The sequence below is a fragment of the Bartonella sp. AA81SXKL genome (genome assembly GCF_042196945.1).
Taxonomy (GTDB): domain Bacteria; phylum Pseudomonadota; class Alphaproteobacteria; order Rhizobiales; family Rhizobiaceae; genus Bartonella.
Genome location: NZ_JBHIRH010000007.1, coordinates 62,332 through 82,576, shown reverse-complemented (window position 1 = coordinate 82,576; position 20,245 = coordinate 62,332). Strand labels below are relative to the sequence as shown.

Genomic DNA, 20,245 nt, shown 5'->3' with positions numbered 1-20,245 from the left:
ATATTCAAAATTATAATTCTTTAAATAAAATCAATTATAAATACATTTTGTATTAGAGATAATTAATATCAATTATTTTTTAATTTTGACAAAAAACCAAAAATGTCTTACCAAATAAAGACAATTACTGAAATTAATAACAACTATCCATTTTCACTTCTTCTTATGAAATTCGCGGGGAAATGAATATTTGGGGGCTCTCATAAGGAGAATACTAGTGTATAAAACATCCCTTTTATCATGCACGGCTACAGCCGCTATCATCCTGTTCAACATCCAGTTCAGTGCACATGCTGAAACCCTCGTAGTTTCTGAGGGAAAACAACAAGAAGTATCCGATAAAACCTACGAAACTATTCACGCAAAAGACGGTGGCAAAATCATTGGAAAACATTTAACCATTGTTACGAATAAAGATATAAACCAAGGCACAAACAAAACCGTCTATGCTGTAACAGCAGAAGGTGCTGACAGTGCGATTGAGTTACTGGATGGCACAACCATTAAAGGCACTGGTTCTGGTATTTTCTTAGGCCTTGAAACCAAAGACGGTGCTACACTTCAAATGACTAAGGGAACAATTACATATTCTGGAATGGAGGCCTCCTCATCTGGCATTTTATCTAGCACTGGTGCTTCCTTTTCTGACAGTAAGAGTAAAAAAAACAAGCTGGAAGACGTGGTAATATCGAGTAAAAACGATAACAGTTCACTATCCTTAGGAATAAGTGCTAAAAACAGCACAGTAACCTTGAACAATGTAACCGTAACTCAAGCACTAAAAGGCATATTTGCAGATGATCACTCGACAATAACAATCTCTGGAGGATCATTTCGTGCAAAAAATACAGCAATATCTGCTCAAAATGGCAGCATCATTACTTTAAACAACAATGTTACAGTCGCATCATCTAATGGTACTGGACTCCATGCAGATGGTATAGAATCCAAGATCACAATGAAAGGAGGGGCTGTCATAGGAGGAACTGTTATAGGAGGAAGTTTGAATGGATATGAAAGCGTATTACTTACAAAAAATGGTGGACGTATTGAAATTACGGATGTTACTCTAACAACAGATGGCAAAGGAACCGGTGCACTTGCACTTGGTTCTGATAGCATAGTTGAATTAAAAGGTAATACAAAGATTAACAATGCTTTGAACGGTCTTGGAGCATTTGATGGTGGTAAAATCACCAGCGAAAATTTAACACTCATCGGTTCTGGAGCAAAAGAAGAAAGCACTGGCGTAGGAGTTGACCTGCCTAACAGCAAGATCGAACTAAATGGAAAAACAACCATTGAAAAATTCACACATGGGCTTGAGGCACGAAATGGTGGACAGATTGATGTCACGGATATAGCTTTAACAACGAATGACGCGGGAACCGGTGCACTTGCACTTGGTCCTGATAGCAGAATTGAATTGCACGGAACGGCAACGATTAATAATATTTTGAAGGGTCTTAGAGCAATAAATGGTGGCAAAATTACCAGCGAAAATTTAACAGTAGTCGGTGGTAAAGCAATTAATGAAAATCTCGGCAAAATAAGCACTGGTGTACGGACAGAGGATTCTGGTAGTGAAATTCAGTTAACCGGCAAAACAACCATTCAAAATGTCGATGAAGGTCTTTATGCAGATGATGGGAGTAAAATCATTACCGGAGATTTAACAATAACCGGTAGTGAGTCCGAAGAACCAACCGTTGGTGTAAACATTTGGGATGCCGATAGTATAGTTGAATTCAATGGCAAAACAACCATTCAAAATGTTGATGTTGGTCTTTTTGTCATTGAAGGTAGCACAATTAAAACGAGCAATCGTGCTATTGATACTAATTCTAAAGGCCTAGATACCCAATCCGATACTCCTCAGAAGGGGAAGAAAAATACAATAGAAGCAAAAATGGCTGCACTGGTTGTAATAAATGGCGGACATATTGATCTGACAGATGTTTCTGCCACAGCAGAAGTTGCCAGTTTACAATTCGCAACTTTCTTTGATAATAATCCGAATAGCTCGCATGATCCGCAAAAATATCATAGTAATGAGATCAATCTGACTAATGCAGAGCTTCATGCTGAAAATGGTACAGGAATTTTCGTTAGAACTGTTGTTGAAAAAAGCATCGAAGATGCTGCTGCTCCATCAATCGGCACAGTCAATCTTAAAAAATCAGAAGTCCATGCTGACGTATTATTAGGAGATGGTATTTTTTGGGACAAAACATCATGGAAAGATAAAGATTTGTGGGATGGTAAAGAGGTTAAAGCGATCTCCAACGGCACCTTCACATTAAGCGCAGATCAGTCTATTTTAGAGGGCAGAGCAAATATTGCTAAAGACAGAAATGTGCACTTTGATCTAAAAAATAAGACAACATGGACGTTGAAAACCAGCACAAACGAAAAAGATGATGATGGCAATCTCCTTGATATCGCTCAAAGATCTCGTTCTGATATTTCCACGCTTAATCTCGATAACAGCTCCATTGTTTTTGAGAAACCAACAGACGATCACTACCAAACATTGCATATAGGTTCTGGTAAACCAGACACGCAAGAAGTCTACAATGCAACGGATGATGCGAAGATTTACTTCAACACGGCTTGGAGTGATGGTGCTGCAATAAATGACCAAAAAACCGATAGACTTTTGATCCATGGGGATGTCTCTGGCAACACATCAGTTTATGTCACGGGGCGCTTAGAAGAGAACAATATCGAAGCAAATACCTCTGCTGCTGCCAATGTCCGGGGTCTTTCACTTATTCAAGTTTCTGGAAAAGCAGAAGAAAACTCTTTCAAACTGGTAAATGGCTATACCACAAGAGGTGGTTTACCAGATATGTATACACTACGTGCCTATGGACCAGACTCAAGCCAAGGCAACGCCGATATTGCACAAAACCTCTTTGATGAAAAGAATGAAAACTTCTGGGATTTCCGTTTGCAACCCGAACTGCTTGACTCCAATTCTGGTTCAAATCCTGATCCTGAAACAAATATCCCTACCGTTGCCCTTGTACCACAAACAGCAAGCTATTTGGTCATGCCAAATGCTCTCTTCTACAGTGGATTAACCGATATGGCTAAACAAAACGCGCTTTTAGCCAATATCAGAACATCCGTCTTAGGAAAAGAAGAGGAGAAACAAACTGGTTTCTTCCTTTACACCTATGGAAGCACAGGAACTTTATCTTCTGAGCGTGGTCCTCTCAAATATGGTTATGGTGCTGATATCCGCTATGCTGCTCTCCAAGCCGGAGTCACATTGGCAGCAATTGAAGGGCAAAATACCACAACACATTTCGGTCTTGTAGGCACCTATGGGCAGCTGTCGTTCACACCAAAGGACATGAAAGATGCAGGAAAGAACACGCTGGATAAATGGGCCATTACAGCCTATGGCAGTATACAGCATAACAGTGGTTTCTACATCGATGCACTCTTGTCCTATGGTATCCTAAAAGGGCATATCGCCAATGCCATCAGAGGCAATACCGCAAAGTTGAACGATGCCAAAATGTTGAGTATCTCCACCACTGTTGGCAAAGAGTTTGTAACCGGAATGGAAGGCTTAACCTTTGAGCCACAAGCACAAGTTGCCTATCAACATTTGATGTTTAATACCATTGAAGATGCTGATAATTTTACCGTTGATATGAAAAATCCTTCTCAATGGTTAGTACGCATTGGTGGACGTTTGACAAAAACCATTTCCACTGAAAACAGCCGTCCTATGTCTTTCTATGGAAAAGTAAACTTGATCAAAACCTTTGGTGATGATGGTACCATTCATATTGGCAGAGATTTTGACCTTGATCCTATGGGACCTGCAATTGAAGGCGGCGTTGGCATTAATGCGCAACTGTCTCACAATTTCTCGCTTCATGGTGATGTAAGTTATCAACAAAAGCTTCAGAAAACTGGTATAAGTGGTGCAAGCTTTTCAGGTGGTATACGCTATCAGTTTTAAGGAAAGGAAATTCTTCTCGGAACCTCTTATTTTAAGCAGAGCAGCCTGTGCCCTACATGAGAAGGAAAGCACATGTACAAGCGTATGAGACTGAAAAAAGTGTAAAAGCGAGCGTTGCTTTCCCGTTCGTTTGCACAGAAAGGCTGCACAACTCTGTATTGTGCAGCTTTTTTAATTTTCTATAATATTATGTAGCCCTTTTGTTGATATTACCTCTTGTAAATAAACCCTGCTTTTCTTTTCTGCTAAAGTCCTTTTTATTCCTTAAAGAAACCTCTTTCTTCTTCATGCAGTAGATGTACTAGCTTTTCTTTAAAGGAATTCCCTTCACCTCTTTACGGCAGAAGATCTGCTGCAAAATACCTTTTTGCGCAGAAAATCCAATCAGGCATAACAAACATAACACAATGCTTTGTACTCAATTTATCTAAAATGCTCAGGAAATCATAAAGAAGAGCTAAAGCTTTATCAATCATAATAAGTATTATTTAAGTATATACATAAATATATTTTAGATATACAGAAAACAAATATTAAATTTATTATGTGATTGAAATTATAATAGTTTATATTTAATAATTTGTTTTATAAATTATAAATTACATAGTTATTTACAAAATAAAAAACCATTTAATAAAAAATTATTATAGAATACAAGTAAATAATAAATTTAATATATAAATGTAAAAATAAATAAAATATAATATAAATACTTTATATAAAAGTTAAAATAATATAACCTCCCGATGAAAATTGTGTGTTCTTTATCCTTTTTATAAGCGGGGAGAGAATATGCGGAGGCTTATAAGTTAAGGAAAATCTTCATGTCTAAAAAATTTTTACTATCCTGTACAGCTGTTGCGACAATCGCGCTGTTTAGTGCTCATACTAATGTAAAAGCCGAAAAAATCTTAATGAATTTTCATGGAATAACTGAGGAAGCATCCAACTTCACTGTTGGCGGTATAATAGTGATAAAAGGTAGTGGAATAATTGGAAAAAATTTAGCAATAATTCACGACAGCAAAAACATGGAGGACGACTGGTTGAGCACTGTACGCATTATCGAACCTAATAGCTTTCTTGACTTATCAGAATCAACGATTAAGGCTAAAGAAATCGGTGTGATGGCAACAGACGGTGGTATAATAAAAATGAATGCAGTAGGTATTATTGCTCCTACAGTAGGCTTATTTCTCGAAGATAGCAAAAGTGATAAAAACAAGCTGAAAAATGTGACAATAACGAGCAGTAAAGATGACTTAATGGAAAAAGGAATAGCTCTTTATAAGGAAAGGAAAGGAAAGTCATCTTGGAAAACGTAACAGTTACTCAAGCAAAAGTGGGTATAGAAGCGTTGGATAATTCTCAAACAACGGTATCAGGAGGATACTTTAATGCAAAAGAGCATGGAATATACGCTGGTACAGGCTCTACAATTACTTTAAAGAACAATGTTACAGTGTCCTCTGATGAATATGGCCTCAATGCAAATGGTGCACAATCCAAAATCACGATGATTGGGGGAACTGTAACTGGGAAAAAAATGCATTAGTTGCAGCAAATAGTGGATATATTGATGGCATAGATACCACTCTAATGGCAGATGGCAATGGAAAAGGTGCATGGGCTAACGGGCCCCAACAGTACAATTGAATTGCATGGCAATACAACCATTAAAGAGGCTATCATCGGACTTGAGGCAAAAGACAATGGTATCATCCAAATGACAGGAGGATCTATCACTGTTTCCGAGACAGGGGCTTCTTTTGAAAACAGCAAGAGTGACAACAACAAGTTAGAAAATGTCGTGATAACAAGCAGCAGCAATGATAAACCGATAACCACAGGTGTAAGTGCTGATAAGGAAAGCACGGTTACTTTAAAAAATATCACCGTTAAGAACGCACAAAAGGCTCTCTTGGCTAATGATAATTCCCAAATAACGGTAACGGACGGCGGTTCCTTTGGCGGTGAGGTACAAGCCAAGCAAGGCAGCACAATTACTTTAAATGATAATGTTATAGTAACATCTGAAAATAATGGGCTTCATGCAGATGGTGAACAATCTAAAATCACAATGACTGGAGGAACTGTAAAAGCAAAAGAAGCTGCATTTGTCTTAAAAGATGGCGGATATATTGATGTCACAGATATTTCTGCGAAAGCACAGTGCAATGGGATAAGCATTGATGACTCCAAAAACGATCAGACTTCAAGAATCAACCTGACCAATACAAACCTTTTTGTCGAAGATGGAACGGGTATTGTTGCCAACAATTCATCAAATGGTAAACTCAACCTCAAAGATTCAAAAATCAGTGCCGACAGGTTATTCGTGGGTATAACTCATGATACGCCAAAACCTGATCAAATCTTTACACTCACCGCAGAAAACTCTCTCTTACAGGGGGGAGTAAGAAATGACGAAAACAGCAGGACAACTTTCGATCTCAAAAACGATACAACATGGTTCGTAAACACTAGCACAAAAGAAAAAGATGATGCGGGCAAGTTACTTGATATTGCCCAAAGATCTCATTCTGATGTTTCTATACTTAATCTCGACAATAGTTCCATTGTTTTTCAACAGCCGACAGAAAACCATTATCATACATTGCATATAGGTTCTGGGAAACCAGACACGCAAGCAGTCTACAATGCTTCTGGTGACGCAAAGATTTCTTTTAATGTTGGATCTGTTGAGAGCTCTGATATAATCGATCAAAAAAATGATCGACTTCTGATCCAAGGGGATGTCTTAGGTACAACAACAGTTTATGTTATGAGTGATTTCAAAGATAGCAATAATATAACAGAAGCTTTTCACCCTTCTTCTAATACCAGTGGAGTTTCGCTCATTCAAGTTTCCGGGAAAGCAGATGAAAATTCCTTCAAATTAGCCAATGGTTATATCCAAGCAACTGGTTCACCTTATAAATATAGGCTTACCGCTTATGGACCAACATCCAGCTATAGTGCTGCAAATGAAACACTAAACCTGTTGGGAGAAAATGATAATTTCTGGGATTTCCGTTTGCAGAAATTTATTTTACCACAAGTAGCGAGCTATTTGGCCGTACCTAATGCTCTCTTCTACGCTGGTTTTATCGATATGGCTCAACAAAGTACTCTGTTAGCTGATCTGAGAACAACAGCTATAGGGATCGAAGATAACGTCAAAAAAAATGGATTCTTTCTCTCTTCCTATGGAAGTATCGCAACCCTATCGTCACAACAATATGGCTATAACACAAACATTCGCTATGCTGCTACACAAGCAGGTTTTACAGCTTCTGCACAAAAGAGCCAAAATACAATCCTATATTGGGGTCTTACCGGAACCTATGCTCAATTATCCCTCACCCCCCAAAATATAGAAGATGCAGACAAGAGTACGCTTAACAAATGGGCAGTCACAGCCTACAGCGGTATAGAGCATAATAGCGGTTTCTATATGGATACACTCTTCTCTTATGGGATCTGGAAAGGAAATATCTCTACAGCCATCGCTAACAGTACCACTAAAGTCGATGATATAAAAATGTTAATTGCCTCAACAACAATAGGTCAAAAATTCACAACGGGTATTAAAGCCCTCACGTTTGAACCCCAGGCACAACTTGTTTACCAGCGTCTAATCTTTAATGCCTTTTCTGATGCTGATAATCTTAAAGTTGATATCGGTGAACCTTATCAATGGTTAGTACGCATTGGTGGACGTTTGACAAAAACTACTACCTCCACAGAAAAGAACCGTGTCATTTCTCTGTATGGAAAAGTGAACTTTCTCAAAACTTTTGGTGATGATGGTAAAGTACAGATTGGCGACACCTTTCCCCTTGATCCTACAGGATCTTCTATTGAAGGTGGGCTTGGCATCAATGCAAAATTGTCTCGCAGTTTAGCCCTCCATGGTGATATAAACTATCGAAAAAAGCTGCAAAAAACTGGTATATCCGGAACAAACTTTTCAGGAGGGATACGCTATCAGTTTTAAGGAAAGGCTGTAAATAGCCTATTCATTCTATTCAATTTAATAAAAAAGGCAGTATACATACTGCCTTTTTTAATCTATGTAAGCTACTATTCTTATCCCCTGAAACTTTTTTCTTTTCTCCTCAATGATCTCCTTCCCTCCTATTTACACGAGTCACGCGGCATATTCATTATCGAATTTGTCTATAAAGCTAAGCAAAGTGTATTTTTAGACAATATAAAGAAGACTACATTGGAAAAGATAATGATAAAAGAAACTCTCTCTTCATACCTTTTCTATGTTTATCCTCCTGTTTCTTCAATCCATTAGCTTAACAGCACCCTGTAAGGATTCATTTATATGTCCATGTACCGTTTTTAGGCAAACCATTTTGACAATGCTTATCCCTCTCATTCCATACAGTATATTGATTTATAAAGATAATTCTTTGTTTTGCATATTGAATGAGAGTCCCTAATATCGTAGGATTCTCTCATTTCAAACTTGTTTTATGTTGAATCAATTAAAAATTTTCTTGCACGTTACAAGCAGGGCTGGCGTGTGGAGAAAAGTTATATAAGAAAAGCCTGAGAATTCCTCTCATGGACTGCCTCAAGTGCCAAGGGCTTGTCACAAACATTGGGAGCTAGCAAAATGTGTGACGGGCTTGCTCCTTCGTAAGCGTAAAGATGATGGGACTCTATGGCTTTAGCGTTATAGCATTCATGAACACCATCGCGAAATGGGCTGTGCTTCCTTAGAAAAATGGACTTTGGTACCCTTAGCCTCTTTAAAGAAAGCCTGTGAATAGCCCCCTCATCTCTTCTTCTTATAGCAGAAAAAATTTGCTGATCGTTTTGGTTAGTGCATCAAATAATACATCTCAACACTATAGAGCTTTTATAGCGATTATCTTTAATAGACAATTTTTAAATATCATACTTCATAGTGCATTTAGCATAAGCTTAACCAAGCTAGGTTTTATGAAATCCACTTTTCTCGACTTTTTATGATCATGAAAAAAGTTTTTCTGAAGCAAAACTTCAAATCATAGAGAACACCATCAATATAATTCGTTTTGTTATTTACAATAAAAACATAATGATATAGAAACTGTCTGGGTACTTGCGCCATCAGGGGAATGAAGTAAGCATCAAAGCATACCAAATACTAAAGGCATATCTATGTGTAAGAAATATATTTATAAGAAAAATTTTTTGTTATGTACAATTGCTGGAACTTTGATTTTTTCTCATTTCGGTTCAACTTATGCAAATACATCAGCTCCTGAAACTCCTAGAATTTTGGGAAAGATTGAATTAAATAAGGGAGAAGAAAAGACTTTAAATAATGTTCTTGTCCGCGATAAAGGACCTGGAATATTAGCGCATGATAAAGCAGCTATCACAATTGTAAAATCAACAATACACACGGAAATGTCTGCACTTTCTGTATCAGCAGGTGGACGCATTCATGCTAAAGAAATTAAAGCAAATACAGTGTACAAAGGTTTAGAAACAAAGAATGGTATAATCAACGTTGAAGATTCAACCATAACCGTCCAACGAGGAGGTGCCGGTGGTATCGTTTTTTATGAAACAAAAGATTCTTCACTGAAAAGTGGAGAAAAAGTTGTCAATAAGGTTGTTCTTAGCAATACAAAACTTCTTGTGAAAAACGGTACCGGTATTCTTGGTCCCTACTGCTCAAGAGCCGTTGCTGAAATTCAACTTAAAGACTCAGAAATTCGATCTGACGTATTATTGAGAAATAAAACAAAACGTAAATATTATGACAACGATACTCTTCCTGTAACTTTAGCATTAACCGCTGATAATTCAACAATAGAGGGACGAGCAAGAACTTTAAAAGTCAATACAACGGTTTTGACTCTGAATAACAAGAGCAAATGGTACTTAAAGACCTCTCAAGAGGAAGTCGATACTGACTTTAATGTGTTTAACTATGAGCTCAGTGATATTAAACAACGAGCCCTTTCTACCGTTTCAGTACTGAATCTTAATAATAGTTCTATCATATTTAAGACACCACAAGGGCGGGAAAAAGATCATTATCATACCTTGTATGTAGGGCGAACAGCTGAGGTTCGTAGACCTGAGGGAAGTACAATCCCCGATATAGAAAGCACTTATAATACAGTTTACAATGCCACAGGCGATGCAAAAATTTATTTTAATATTGAATGGAGTGATGGTCTAGTAAAAGAACAGCAAAAAGCTGACCGCCTCCTTATACATGGTGATGTATCAGGCAGCACAACAGTCCATATCAAGAACCTTGCGAAAGGTGAGATATTAAAAGCTGAAGATTCTGTTTCCTCAAATATGCGTGGTCTTTCACTCATTCAAGTTTCTGGAAATGCAAATGAAGGTTCCTTCAAACTTGCACACGGCTACACCACAATGGGGGGATTGCCCTATAAATATATACTCAAAGCCTATGGTCCAACATCCAGCCATGGGACAGCCGATAGCACACAAAGTCATTTTAGCGGAATATCACAAGAATCAAAAGAAAATACCCTCAAAGACTACACAATCTACACGATATCAGCATCAGGAACAATGATTGAAGGTGTTTCACCAAAAGAGAAAGAAGCGCAAAATACCGGTTCATCATCCCTTGGACAAGCAAACAACGCACAAAACATCTTGGAAAAAAATCAGAATTTCTGGGATTTTCGCTTGCAAAATACGACTCTCGATAATGAAGGAAAGATCAGAGCTCTCGTTCCTCAAGTGGCAAGCTATTTGTCCATGCCTAACGCACTATTCTCAGCTGGACTGGCTGATATAAACAATCAAAACACTTTACTCAACTCGATGCAGGAAAACACCTTTGAGACAAAAGATCATAAAAACAAAGGAGTCTTCTTCTCGACTTATGGAAATAAGATGACATTATCCTCTCACCGTACGCCATTACAATATGGCTATGGTGCCGATATTCACTATGCAGCTTTACAGGCAGGCATTACATTAGCAACTCTAGAAGACCAAAACATGACCACTAATTTTGGTCTTTTAGGAACATATGGGAAATTAGCTTTCACCCCTAAAGACATGGAAGGTGCTGACAAGAGTACACTCAATAAATGGTCAATTACTGCATATAGTGGGCTGCGCCATAATAATGGGATATACATCCATGCACTCTTCTCCTATGGAATGCTCAAGGGAGATATCACCACAGCTCTCATAGGAAAGACTGCAGAGTTGAAAAATGCTGATACATTCAGTGCATCAGCAACCATTGGACAAAAGTTCGAAACCAGTAGGAAAGGATTGGTCTTTGAACCACAAGCACAACTTGTTTATCAACGCCTCATGCTTGGCACACTCTCAGATGTCGATGGCTTTGATGTGGATATGGGAAATCCTTATCAATACTTAGTACGTGTTGGTGGACGCTTAACGCAAACGAAGCTTTCTATTGAAAACGGCGGTACTCTTTCTTTCTATGGTAAATTGAATATTGTTAAAGCTTTTTCTAACAATGGTACGATACAGATTGGTGAACCATTCCACCTTGATTCTATGGGAGCTGCCCTTGAAGGTGGATTTGGTGTAAATGCACAATTATCACAAAATGTCGCCCTTCATGCTGATGTTAACTATCAATATAAGCTTCAAAAAACTGGTATATCCGGAGCAAGCTTTTCAGGCGGAATACGCTATCAGTTTTAAGAAAACGCAAAAAACAATTTATATTCTATTCATTTTAATAAAAGGCAGTACAAATATGCTGCCTTTTTACAATCTATCGGAAAGAAGCGTCAATAACGATTCTTTCTACCACCTTTCTTGAGCCAATTAATCTCACTCAAACCAAATGTAACAAAATCTGTTATCTCTGAATGAATACTGAATTCTCAAAAGAGCTGCCTTTTTGATTTATAAAAATCAAATGCTTTTAATAAATTTTTTTGTATTTTAAAACACGTAATAAATAATTCTCTGTGTAAGAAAATCAATTAAAAGCTTTTTGTAAGCACACAACAACAGCTTCTCCAAAAACTTTGTAGAGTTTCCATAACAACAGCCTTAAGCAACAAACATCCTTGCAAAATATTTTGTTTCTTAACACTTTTAAACGGAAGACTTATTAAATTAGCTTTTCTGCAATTCATAGTTGCTAACTGCAATCTCTATTTTAAAAACTCTTCTAAAATCATTTTTTAAACGATAAAGAACAGGACGTAATATTTCGTTTTGTTGTTTACAATAAAAACATAATGATATAGAAACTGTCTGGGTACTTGCGCCATCAGGGGAATGAAGTAAGCATCAAAGCATACCAAATACTAAAGGCATATCTATGTGTAAGAAATATATTTATAAGAAAAATTTTTTGTTATGTACAATTGCTGGAACTTTGATTTTTTCTCATTTCGGTTCAACTTATGCAAATACATCAGCTCCTACAATGGTTATGGCTCGTGCGGATAAAGCAGGAGAAGAAAAAACCTTTAATAACGTTTTTATCCGCAGCGCATATACAACAGTGGTTGCTGATGACAAAGCCTTTATCACCATTACAAATTCAACAATGCGTTCAGACTCAAATTTATTTACCGCAACAACAGGTGGACGTATTCATGCTAAAAAAACTGTAGGAAAATCAAATTCCCGTGGTTTAGAAATTTCAAACGGCATCATCCATATTGAAGATTCAATCATAAATGTTTCCGGACATCACAAAAGTCGTGGTATCCTTTTTGATTACATCCCAAGTTCCCAAGTAAAAGAGGGCGAAAAAGTTATCAATAAAGCAATTCTTACCAACACAAAACTTCTTGTTGAAAATGGTATTGGTATTCTAGGACCAGATTATGCAAAATCTGTTGCTGAGGTAGAACTTAAAAGTTCAGAAATTCGTTCTGATATATTATTAAAAAATAAAATCCCAGAAAACTCAAAAGATATCGATCCTCGCACTTTTATATTAAGCGCTGACAATTCGATTATAGAAGGACGAGCAAAGACTTTACCTCAAAATACAACGATTTTTACTCTCAATAATAACAGCAAGTGGTCCCTAAAGATTAGTCAATTTGAAGTAGACAAAGAATTTGACAGCTCTAAAGGATACTTGCTCACTGATATTAAACAACGTGCACAGTCTATTGTCTCAGTATTGAACCTTAATAATAGCTCTATTACATTTAATGCGCCGCATAAACTAGCAGACAATCAGTATCAAACCTTGCATGTGGGAAAACAGCCAACAGCTGAAGCTGCAAAAGCAGAGCAAAACAGAAGCTTCGATGCAACAACGGTTTACAATGCATTGGGCAACGCAAGGATTTACTTTAATACCGAATGGAGTAATGGTCTTATAAAAGAACAACAAAAAACTGACCGTGTTCTCGTTCATGGTAATGTCTCAGGCACCACAACGATCTATTTCAACAATCTTTCAAAGCGTGCAGAACCATTCGATAATGATGAAGTTTCAATTCCTTTGAATGCGCGTGGTCTCTCACTTGTTCAGGTGTCTGGAAAAGCAGAGGAAGCCGCCTTCACGCTGGCAAATGGCTACACTACAATGGGTGGATTGCCCTATAAATATGTATTAAATGGCTATGGACCAACATCCAGCCGTGGGAGAGCTGACAAACAGCAAAGTCTCTTGCAAGAAAGTGAAGAGTTTTGGGATTTCCGTCTACAAAATGCGACTCTTGATGATGAAGGAAAAATCAAAGCTCTTGTTCCTCAAATGGCAAGCTATTTGGTTATGCATAATGCAATATTCTCCTCTGGCTTGGCTGATATAAACAATCAAAATACACTGTTAGATAATATGCACTCAACAGTTTTTGGATTAGAAGGTCATAAACAAAAAGGGATATTTTTATCGACTTATGGCAACAAGATGACGTTATCTTCCAGCCGTAGTCCATTGGAATATGGTTATGGTGCTAATGTTCACTATGCTGCTATACAAGCAGGCATGACATTAACAACGTTAGAAAATCAAAATATAACCGCGAATCTTGGTCTTTTAGGCACATATGGAAAGCTCGCTTTTACGCCAAAGGACATGGAAGGTTCTGACAAAAGCATACTGGATAAATGGTCCTTTACGGTATATGGGAATCTCCACCATGACAATGGTCTCTATATTAATGCACTTTTCTCCTACGGCATTTTAAACGGACATATTACAACAGCCCTTATCGGCAACACCACAGAATTAAACAATACGGATACATTAAATATATCAGCTACCGTTGGACAAAAACTAGCAACTGGTGTTGAAGGGCTGTCTTTTGAACCACAAGCACAACTTATTTATCAACATATTGCCTTTGGCACTCTTTCAGATATTGATGGCTTCCAAGTTAATATAAAGCCCCCTTATCAATGGTTGGTCCGTATTGGAGGGCGTTTAACAAAAACAATGCTTCCTATTGAAAAAGATCGTGTTCTTTCTTTTTATGGTAAATTGAATGTCATCAAAGCTTTTGGTGAGGAGCGCACTATCGATGTTATGGAATCTTTCCATCTCGATTCTATGGGCTCTTCCCTTGAAGGTGGGCTTGGCATTAACGCGCAGCTTTCTAAAAATATCGCACTTCATGCTGACGTTAATTACCAACATAAACTTCAAAAAGCTGGGTTCTCTGGAATTAATTTTTCCGGAGGAATGCGTTATCGCTTTTAGAAATCTTAGCTCTCTATTTTGACGCATAAGCAGCGCTGAGATGAAAACAGTGCTGCTTAACTACATTACAAAAAACCGTAATGTGTCAAAAAGTGGTTCATTTTTAGCAAAATAAAGAAAATATCTTAAGGAACATCTCTATGCATAAGAATCTTTTGTTATGTACAGCCGCTTGTGCTTTATTTTTTTCTTCTTTTAACTTCACATCTACCAGCACCGCCTCTGCTCTAAGCCCCCAGGAACGCCATGCCATTGAAGGGATTATGAAATTACCTGAACAATATCGCCGTGCTATTGATTTAATAAACACACCAACACAAGCAGAAAAAAATCTTGAAAAGATAGCCTCTGGCGCCATGATGGAGGATAATTCGCACTTCAACCAAGCACTTGAAAATCATATGGATCGTGTAAGAGATACGATTAACAGCTCTTTTGCAGGTGCAGGTCGTTATGGTTCTGGTGCTCATATAAACGTGGTGAACCGTGAAATGGATAATATACGTGCCCAAGCCATGGCAAACAAACACCATCAAGATATGCAAATCATGATGCAAGCCAGAGCAAAACTTGAACAATTACGTCAGAATCGATTAAAAACAAGAGAAAATTTATTACGTGGCTACGACAAAGCAGTTTCCGATGCCGTAAAGGCGGCAGCAATCCTTGAAGCTGATAACCAACAGCGTGTTAATGCTGCACACCAACAATGGGTAAGCCAAGACAATCGTGATTGGCACAAACTGCAAAATACAGCAGAAATATTACATAAGGCGGCACAAGTGGATACTGCCTTACAAGGACAAAACAAGGAACTTTCCAATACTTTACGCAAAGCAGTATTAGAGACTTTGAACGCGGATGGAATAACCAACGTGGAGAGAAAAGAAAAAACATCCCCTCCTGCATCTGAAAAGAATAAACAACCTCTTATTGACTCCAGTACAAAACAAAGACGCGCTAGTGATAAATTACCACCCGCTCATGTTGCTGCCCAACACAAGGACAATTCATTCACAAGAACAGATCATGGAATGAGACAGCCTAAAATAAATGAAAATTCGCAATCTGATATTGATCCCCAAACAAACACCACTTCCTCGGAATCAAAAACGACTCTTAATACATCAGAAAAAGCGCATATGAAATTGCTCCCAAAGGTTGAGAATACCGCTACCGCTGCGACAGAGAGCACCTCTAAACTTACAGATGATGATAAAGCAACCGCAGCTTCTACTTCTCTTGATGGAACAGACAAAAGCACAACTCTTACACCACAAGGAGAAAGTTCTTTAACCATGCCTATTGCGATGTTTGCTGTTGGGTTTAGTGATGTCAACAATCAAAATATCTTGTTAGACAATATGCAAATAACAATGTTTGAACCCAAAGATCATCCAGAGAGAGGCGTTTTCTTATCATCTTATGGCAATAAAAGCACCTTTTCTTCTAAGGTTCAAGCAAAACAAGATGGTATCCAAGCAGATATTCGCTATGCTGCATTGCAAGCAGGAGCAACACTAATAGCGCTAAAAGATCAAAATATCAGCAGCAACTTTGGTCTTTTCGGAACATATGGGAAACTGTCTTTTACTCCTAAAAACAAGGAGAGCTTTCAAAAAAATATGTTTGATAAATGGTCACTCACCGCATATGGAAATATTCAGCATGACAGTGGCATCTATGCAAGTGCCTTTCTCTCTTATGGAATTTTCAAAGAAAATCACGCTACAGCTCTCATCAAACATACCTCAAAAGTGAAGAATAGTAAAACATTAGGAGCCGCTGCAACTGTTGGTCAAAAACTGTCAACCAGTTTGGAAGGTGTAATCCTAGAACCGCAAGCACAACTTGTTTATCAACGTCTCATGCTTGGTTCTTTATCAGATAGGAGCTCTTTCTCAGATGACGATAACTCTAAAATAGACATAAGTAATCCTTATCAATGGCTGCTCCGTATTGGCGGACGTTTAACGCAAAACAAAGGACATGCTGTTTCTTTCTACGGCAAACTGAATATGATCAAAACTTTTAGTGAAAATTTTCAGCTTGCAGCTATGGGATCTTTAATCGAAGGTGGTTTTGGTATTCACACACACTTATCACAAAATATTCAGCTTCATAGTGATCTCAGCTATCAACATAAATTCAAAAAAGCTGGCATCTCTGCAATAAATATTTCCGCTGGAATACGCTATCACTTTTAAAAATACTTGTATTCCTTATCTTGAAATATGAAGAGATCTCATTATGTTTCGTTTTGTCTCTTACAAAAGAGACATAATGAGGTCAAAGTTTTACTTTTTATGAGAGAGGGGGAAATATTTTAGGAATACATCCATATGAAAAAAAGCTTCTTACTATACACAGTTTCCGGAGTTCTGTTTTATTCTTCCAGCGGTTTGTCTTATGCTATTCATAGTACAAATCCATCAACAACGATAGATTCTTCTTCTCTACAACCTGCTCGTGTCAAGTCACAAATAAATCTATCCGGAGTTTTTGATCCGTATAAAGATCCATATGATGGAATCGGGCGAATTATGCCATCATATCCATCTTCAACCCCTAATGGCCTCCTTCCCCCTACAGCACCTAGCTCCACAAGAACGAGCGCAAGCCCTATTTCTACAGGAAGTAAACTTACAACGCCTACTTCTACAAGCACTCTACCTCCCAAAACACAACTTGAAGGAAATTCAGCTGGAAATATAATTTCTTCTTCAAAACAAAACTCTGATCTTAGTCAAGGAAGTACACAAACACCAAAGACTAAAGTTACAGAAGGTGTACAATCTAACCCTACAACACAAAACACTCCTATTATACAATCTTCAACAACAAGAATGGAAGCAAAATCTAGAAGACGTTCAGGGGCGCCCTCCTCTTCTGCAGACTCTTCCAGCGAAAAAACACTATCGAATTCTGCTGTGTCTTCACAGCCAGAACCTACACAACCTTCACCGAATTTACAACCAACACTTACAAAGTCTGAACCTACAAGCACGGAACCTACAAAACCAACAACAGAGCAAATACCAACATCTAATGAACCAGAACTCGCACAACCAATATCTTTAAGAGTAGAAACTGAAAAACCAGCATTACTGGTACCACCAAAATCTGCAAAACCAGCGCCAGTGCAATCTTCATATGCACAAAAAATATCTGAAAAATCAGAGATTGAAAAAACAATATCACCAATAAAACAACCTGAAAAGTCTACACAAATTGAGGATATAAGCGCTGGAGTTGAAGCTAAAAACGGTGAGATCATAACGCTACATAATAAAAAAATTCAAGACAATAGTTTTGCTGTACATGCAGAGGGAAATAATTCAAAAGTCAATATGATAGGGGGAACAGTTGATGCGCGTTTTGTTGCACTAAGCGTATCAGATGGTGGAGAAATTGATGCTACAGGCATTACTGTAACAGCAGAAACAGCTGGTTTGGTAAACATGGAGGGCACAATCAAACTTAAGGATTCAAGCGTCCATGTCACGGGAAATTATGAAGCAGACGGTATTATTTTCCGCAACAATCCGTATAATGCCCCTAGAAAACGATATACACACAATGCTGAAAGGAACACCAATGCCGTTCAAGAACAAGATGTAGCCAATATTGCTGATAAAGTAACCCTAGAGAATACAAAGCTTTTCGTTGAACATGGTAGCGGTATCAACCTTTATGGAACAGGCATAAACGGGGAAGTCAACCTTAAAAATTCAGAAGTTCATGCCGATATTTTATTAAAAAATATCAAGAACGAAAGTGCCTCCACAAACACCATTACATTAGTTGCAGACCACTCTTCTTTAGAAGGTCGTGTAAGAACTTCTAAAGATAATAGAACAGTTTTTGATCTAAAAGAGAGGACGAAATGGCTTGTAAAGGCTAATAAAAATGCCACAAATAATGATAATATTTTAAATGACTATAGACAGTTTGGTGTTGATGAAAAATCATACTCTAATCTTTCTGAATTGCACCTTACAAACAGTGCTATTATGTTTGACAAGCCCATTGAGGGACATTATCAAACTCTGTTTATAGGACCTAATCTTTCGCAAGAAGACGAAACAACTCACACAGCAGCGGTTTATAGTACAGCGGGTCTTGCAGAGATTTATGTAAACACTCAATGGGATAAACATTCTCCTATAACGGAACAACAAACTGATCGCATTGTGATTAATGGTGATGTCTCAGGAAGTACTTTTGTGCACATCAATCTCCAAACCGATAGCTCTGCTGTTTGGGAAGAACGCATGGCGTCACTTCCTTTAGGGACACATGGGATTTCAATCATTCAAGTTTCCGGACAAGCGAATGAAAATTCCTTCACGTTAGCAGGAAACTATATGACAATAGGGAAACAACCTTATAAATATGTACTCACAGGCTATAAGCCTGGAACATCTCATGAGAGCCAAAATCTTTTTGGCAAGAAGAATAGTGATTTCTGGGATTTCCGCTTACAAAATGCCTACATTGATAAGGATAAAAAAGTTCGAGCCCTTTTACCACAGGTAGCAAACTATTTAACCATATCTAATACTTTATTTTCTGCTGGATTTACTGATGCAAACAATCAAAACACGTTGTTAGACAATATGCGAACAACAGTATTTGGGGCAAAAGACAATAAAAAGAATGGTATCTTTTTCTCTTCCTACGGCGAGAAGGTCACCCTATCTTCCAACCGCGATCCACTGCACTATGGTTATGGTGCTGATGTAAACTATACTGCCTTACAATTAGGGGGCATATTAGCCGCCTTAGAAAGCAAAGACATAAGCGCACATTTTGGTCTTTTAGGAACGTACGGAAAGCTTGCCTTTACGCCAAAAGAGATGCAAGATTCTGAAAAGACAACGCTTGATAAATGGTCACTTACCGCTTATAGCGGCATCCAGCATAGCAATGGTATATATGTCAACGCTCTTCTTTCTTACGGAACCTTAAAAGGAAATATTACCACAGCTCTTGTTGGGAATGCCGCAAAATTGGATGGTACCGAGATGCTTAATATATCTGCAACCATTGGTCAGAAATTAGCAACGGATACAAAAGGGCTTGTCTTTGAACCACAAGCTCAATTCATTTATCAAAATCTCATGTTTGATATTTTCTCAGATACCAATGGCTTAAAAGTAGACATGGGCAATCCACATCAATGGTTGATCCGTTTTGGTGGACGTTTAACAAAAACGATAATGGCTGTTGAAGAAAACAAGGCTGTTTCCTTCTATGGTAAAATGAATGTTATCAGAACTTTTGGCGATGGTAAAACAATAAAAATTGCTGATACCTTTCATGTTGATCCTACCGGCTCTTCAGTTGAGGGAGGCATGGGGGTGAATGCATATCTTTCTCAAAATATCGTACTAAACGCCGATATCAGCTATCGGCAAAAACTGCAAAAAGCCGGTGTATCTGGCACCAATTTGTCTGGCGGAATACGTTATCTTTTCTAAAGCAGAAGTTAATTTTAACTTAAATAAAAAAGGCAGCACAAAGTGCTGCTTTTTTATTTAAATTTATATATTTTTTAAATTCTCAAAAATCATTATCACATCAAAGAAGATTTT

General features: G+C 37.8%; 8 protein-coding genes. All 8 read left to right on the top strand.

Annotation, left to right across the window (positions count from 1 at the left end):
• Positions 1-217: 217 nt before the first annotated feature.
• The 8 genes from ACFINZ_RS05360 (at position 218) to ACFINZ_RS05325 (ending at position 20,131) form a co-directional block, all read left to right on the top strand.
• The gene (locus ACFINZ_RS05360) at positions 218-3,982 is read left to right on the top strand and encodes an autotransporter outer membrane beta-barrel domain-containing protein (RefSeq protein ID WP_375701212.1); all 3,765 of its coding nucleotides are present in this window, start codon (positions 218-220) and stop codon (positions 3,980-3,982) included.
• 824 nt (positions 3,983-4,806) lie between these two features.
• The gene (locus tag ACFINZ_RS05355; RefSeq protein WP_375680822.1) at positions 4,807-5,307 is read left to right on the top strand and encodes a hypothetical protein; all 501 of its coding nucleotides are present in this window, start codon (positions 4,807-4,809) and stop codon (positions 5,305-5,307) included.
• A complete protein-coding gene (locus ACFINZ_RS05350; RefSeq protein ID WP_375680821.1) occupies positions 5,295-5,537 on the top strand; it encodes a hypothetical protein in 243 nt (80 codons plus the stop codon). Before ACFINZ_RS05355 ends, ACFINZ_RS05350 begins: the two co-directional genes overlap by 13 nt.
• A gap of 57 nt (positions 5,538-5,594) precedes the next feature.
• Positions 5,595-7,982 (top strand): autotransporter outer membrane beta-barrel domain-containing protein, encoded by a 2,388-nt coding sequence (locus ACFINZ_RS05345; RefSeq protein WP_375701211.1) that lies wholly within the window; start codon positions 5,595-5,597, stop codon positions 7,980-7,982.
• Between the two features lie 1,163 nt (positions 7,983-9,145).
• Complete coding sequence (locus ACFINZ_RS05340; protein WP_375701210.1) at positions 9,146-11,668, top strand: autotransporter outer membrane beta-barrel domain-containing protein; 2,523 nt, start codon at positions 9,146-9,148, stop codon at positions 11,666-11,668.
• Between the two features lie 631 nt (positions 11,669-12,299).
• Positions 12,300-14,648, top strand: coding sequence for an autotransporter outer membrane beta-barrel domain-containing protein (locus ACFINZ_RS05335; protein WP_375651210.1), 2,349 nt, complete (start codon positions 12,300-12,302; stop codon positions 14,646-14,648).
• A 140-nt stretch (positions 14,649-14,788) separates the two neighbouring features.
• Positions 14,789-16,855: an autotransporter outer membrane beta-barrel domain-containing protein gene (locus tag ACFINZ_RS05330; protein WP_375651212.1), complete on the top strand. Its 2,067-nt coding sequence runs from the start codon at positions 14,789-14,791 to the stop codon at positions 16,853-16,855.
• A 135-nt stretch (positions 16,856-16,990) separates the two neighbouring features.
• Positions 16,991-20,131 (top strand): autotransporter outer membrane beta-barrel domain-containing protein, encoded by a 3,141-nt coding sequence (locus tag ACFINZ_RS05325; RefSeq protein ID WP_375701209.1) that lies wholly within the window; start codon positions 16,991-16,993, stop codon positions 20,129-20,131.
• Positions 20,132-20,245: the final 114 nt, after the last annotated feature.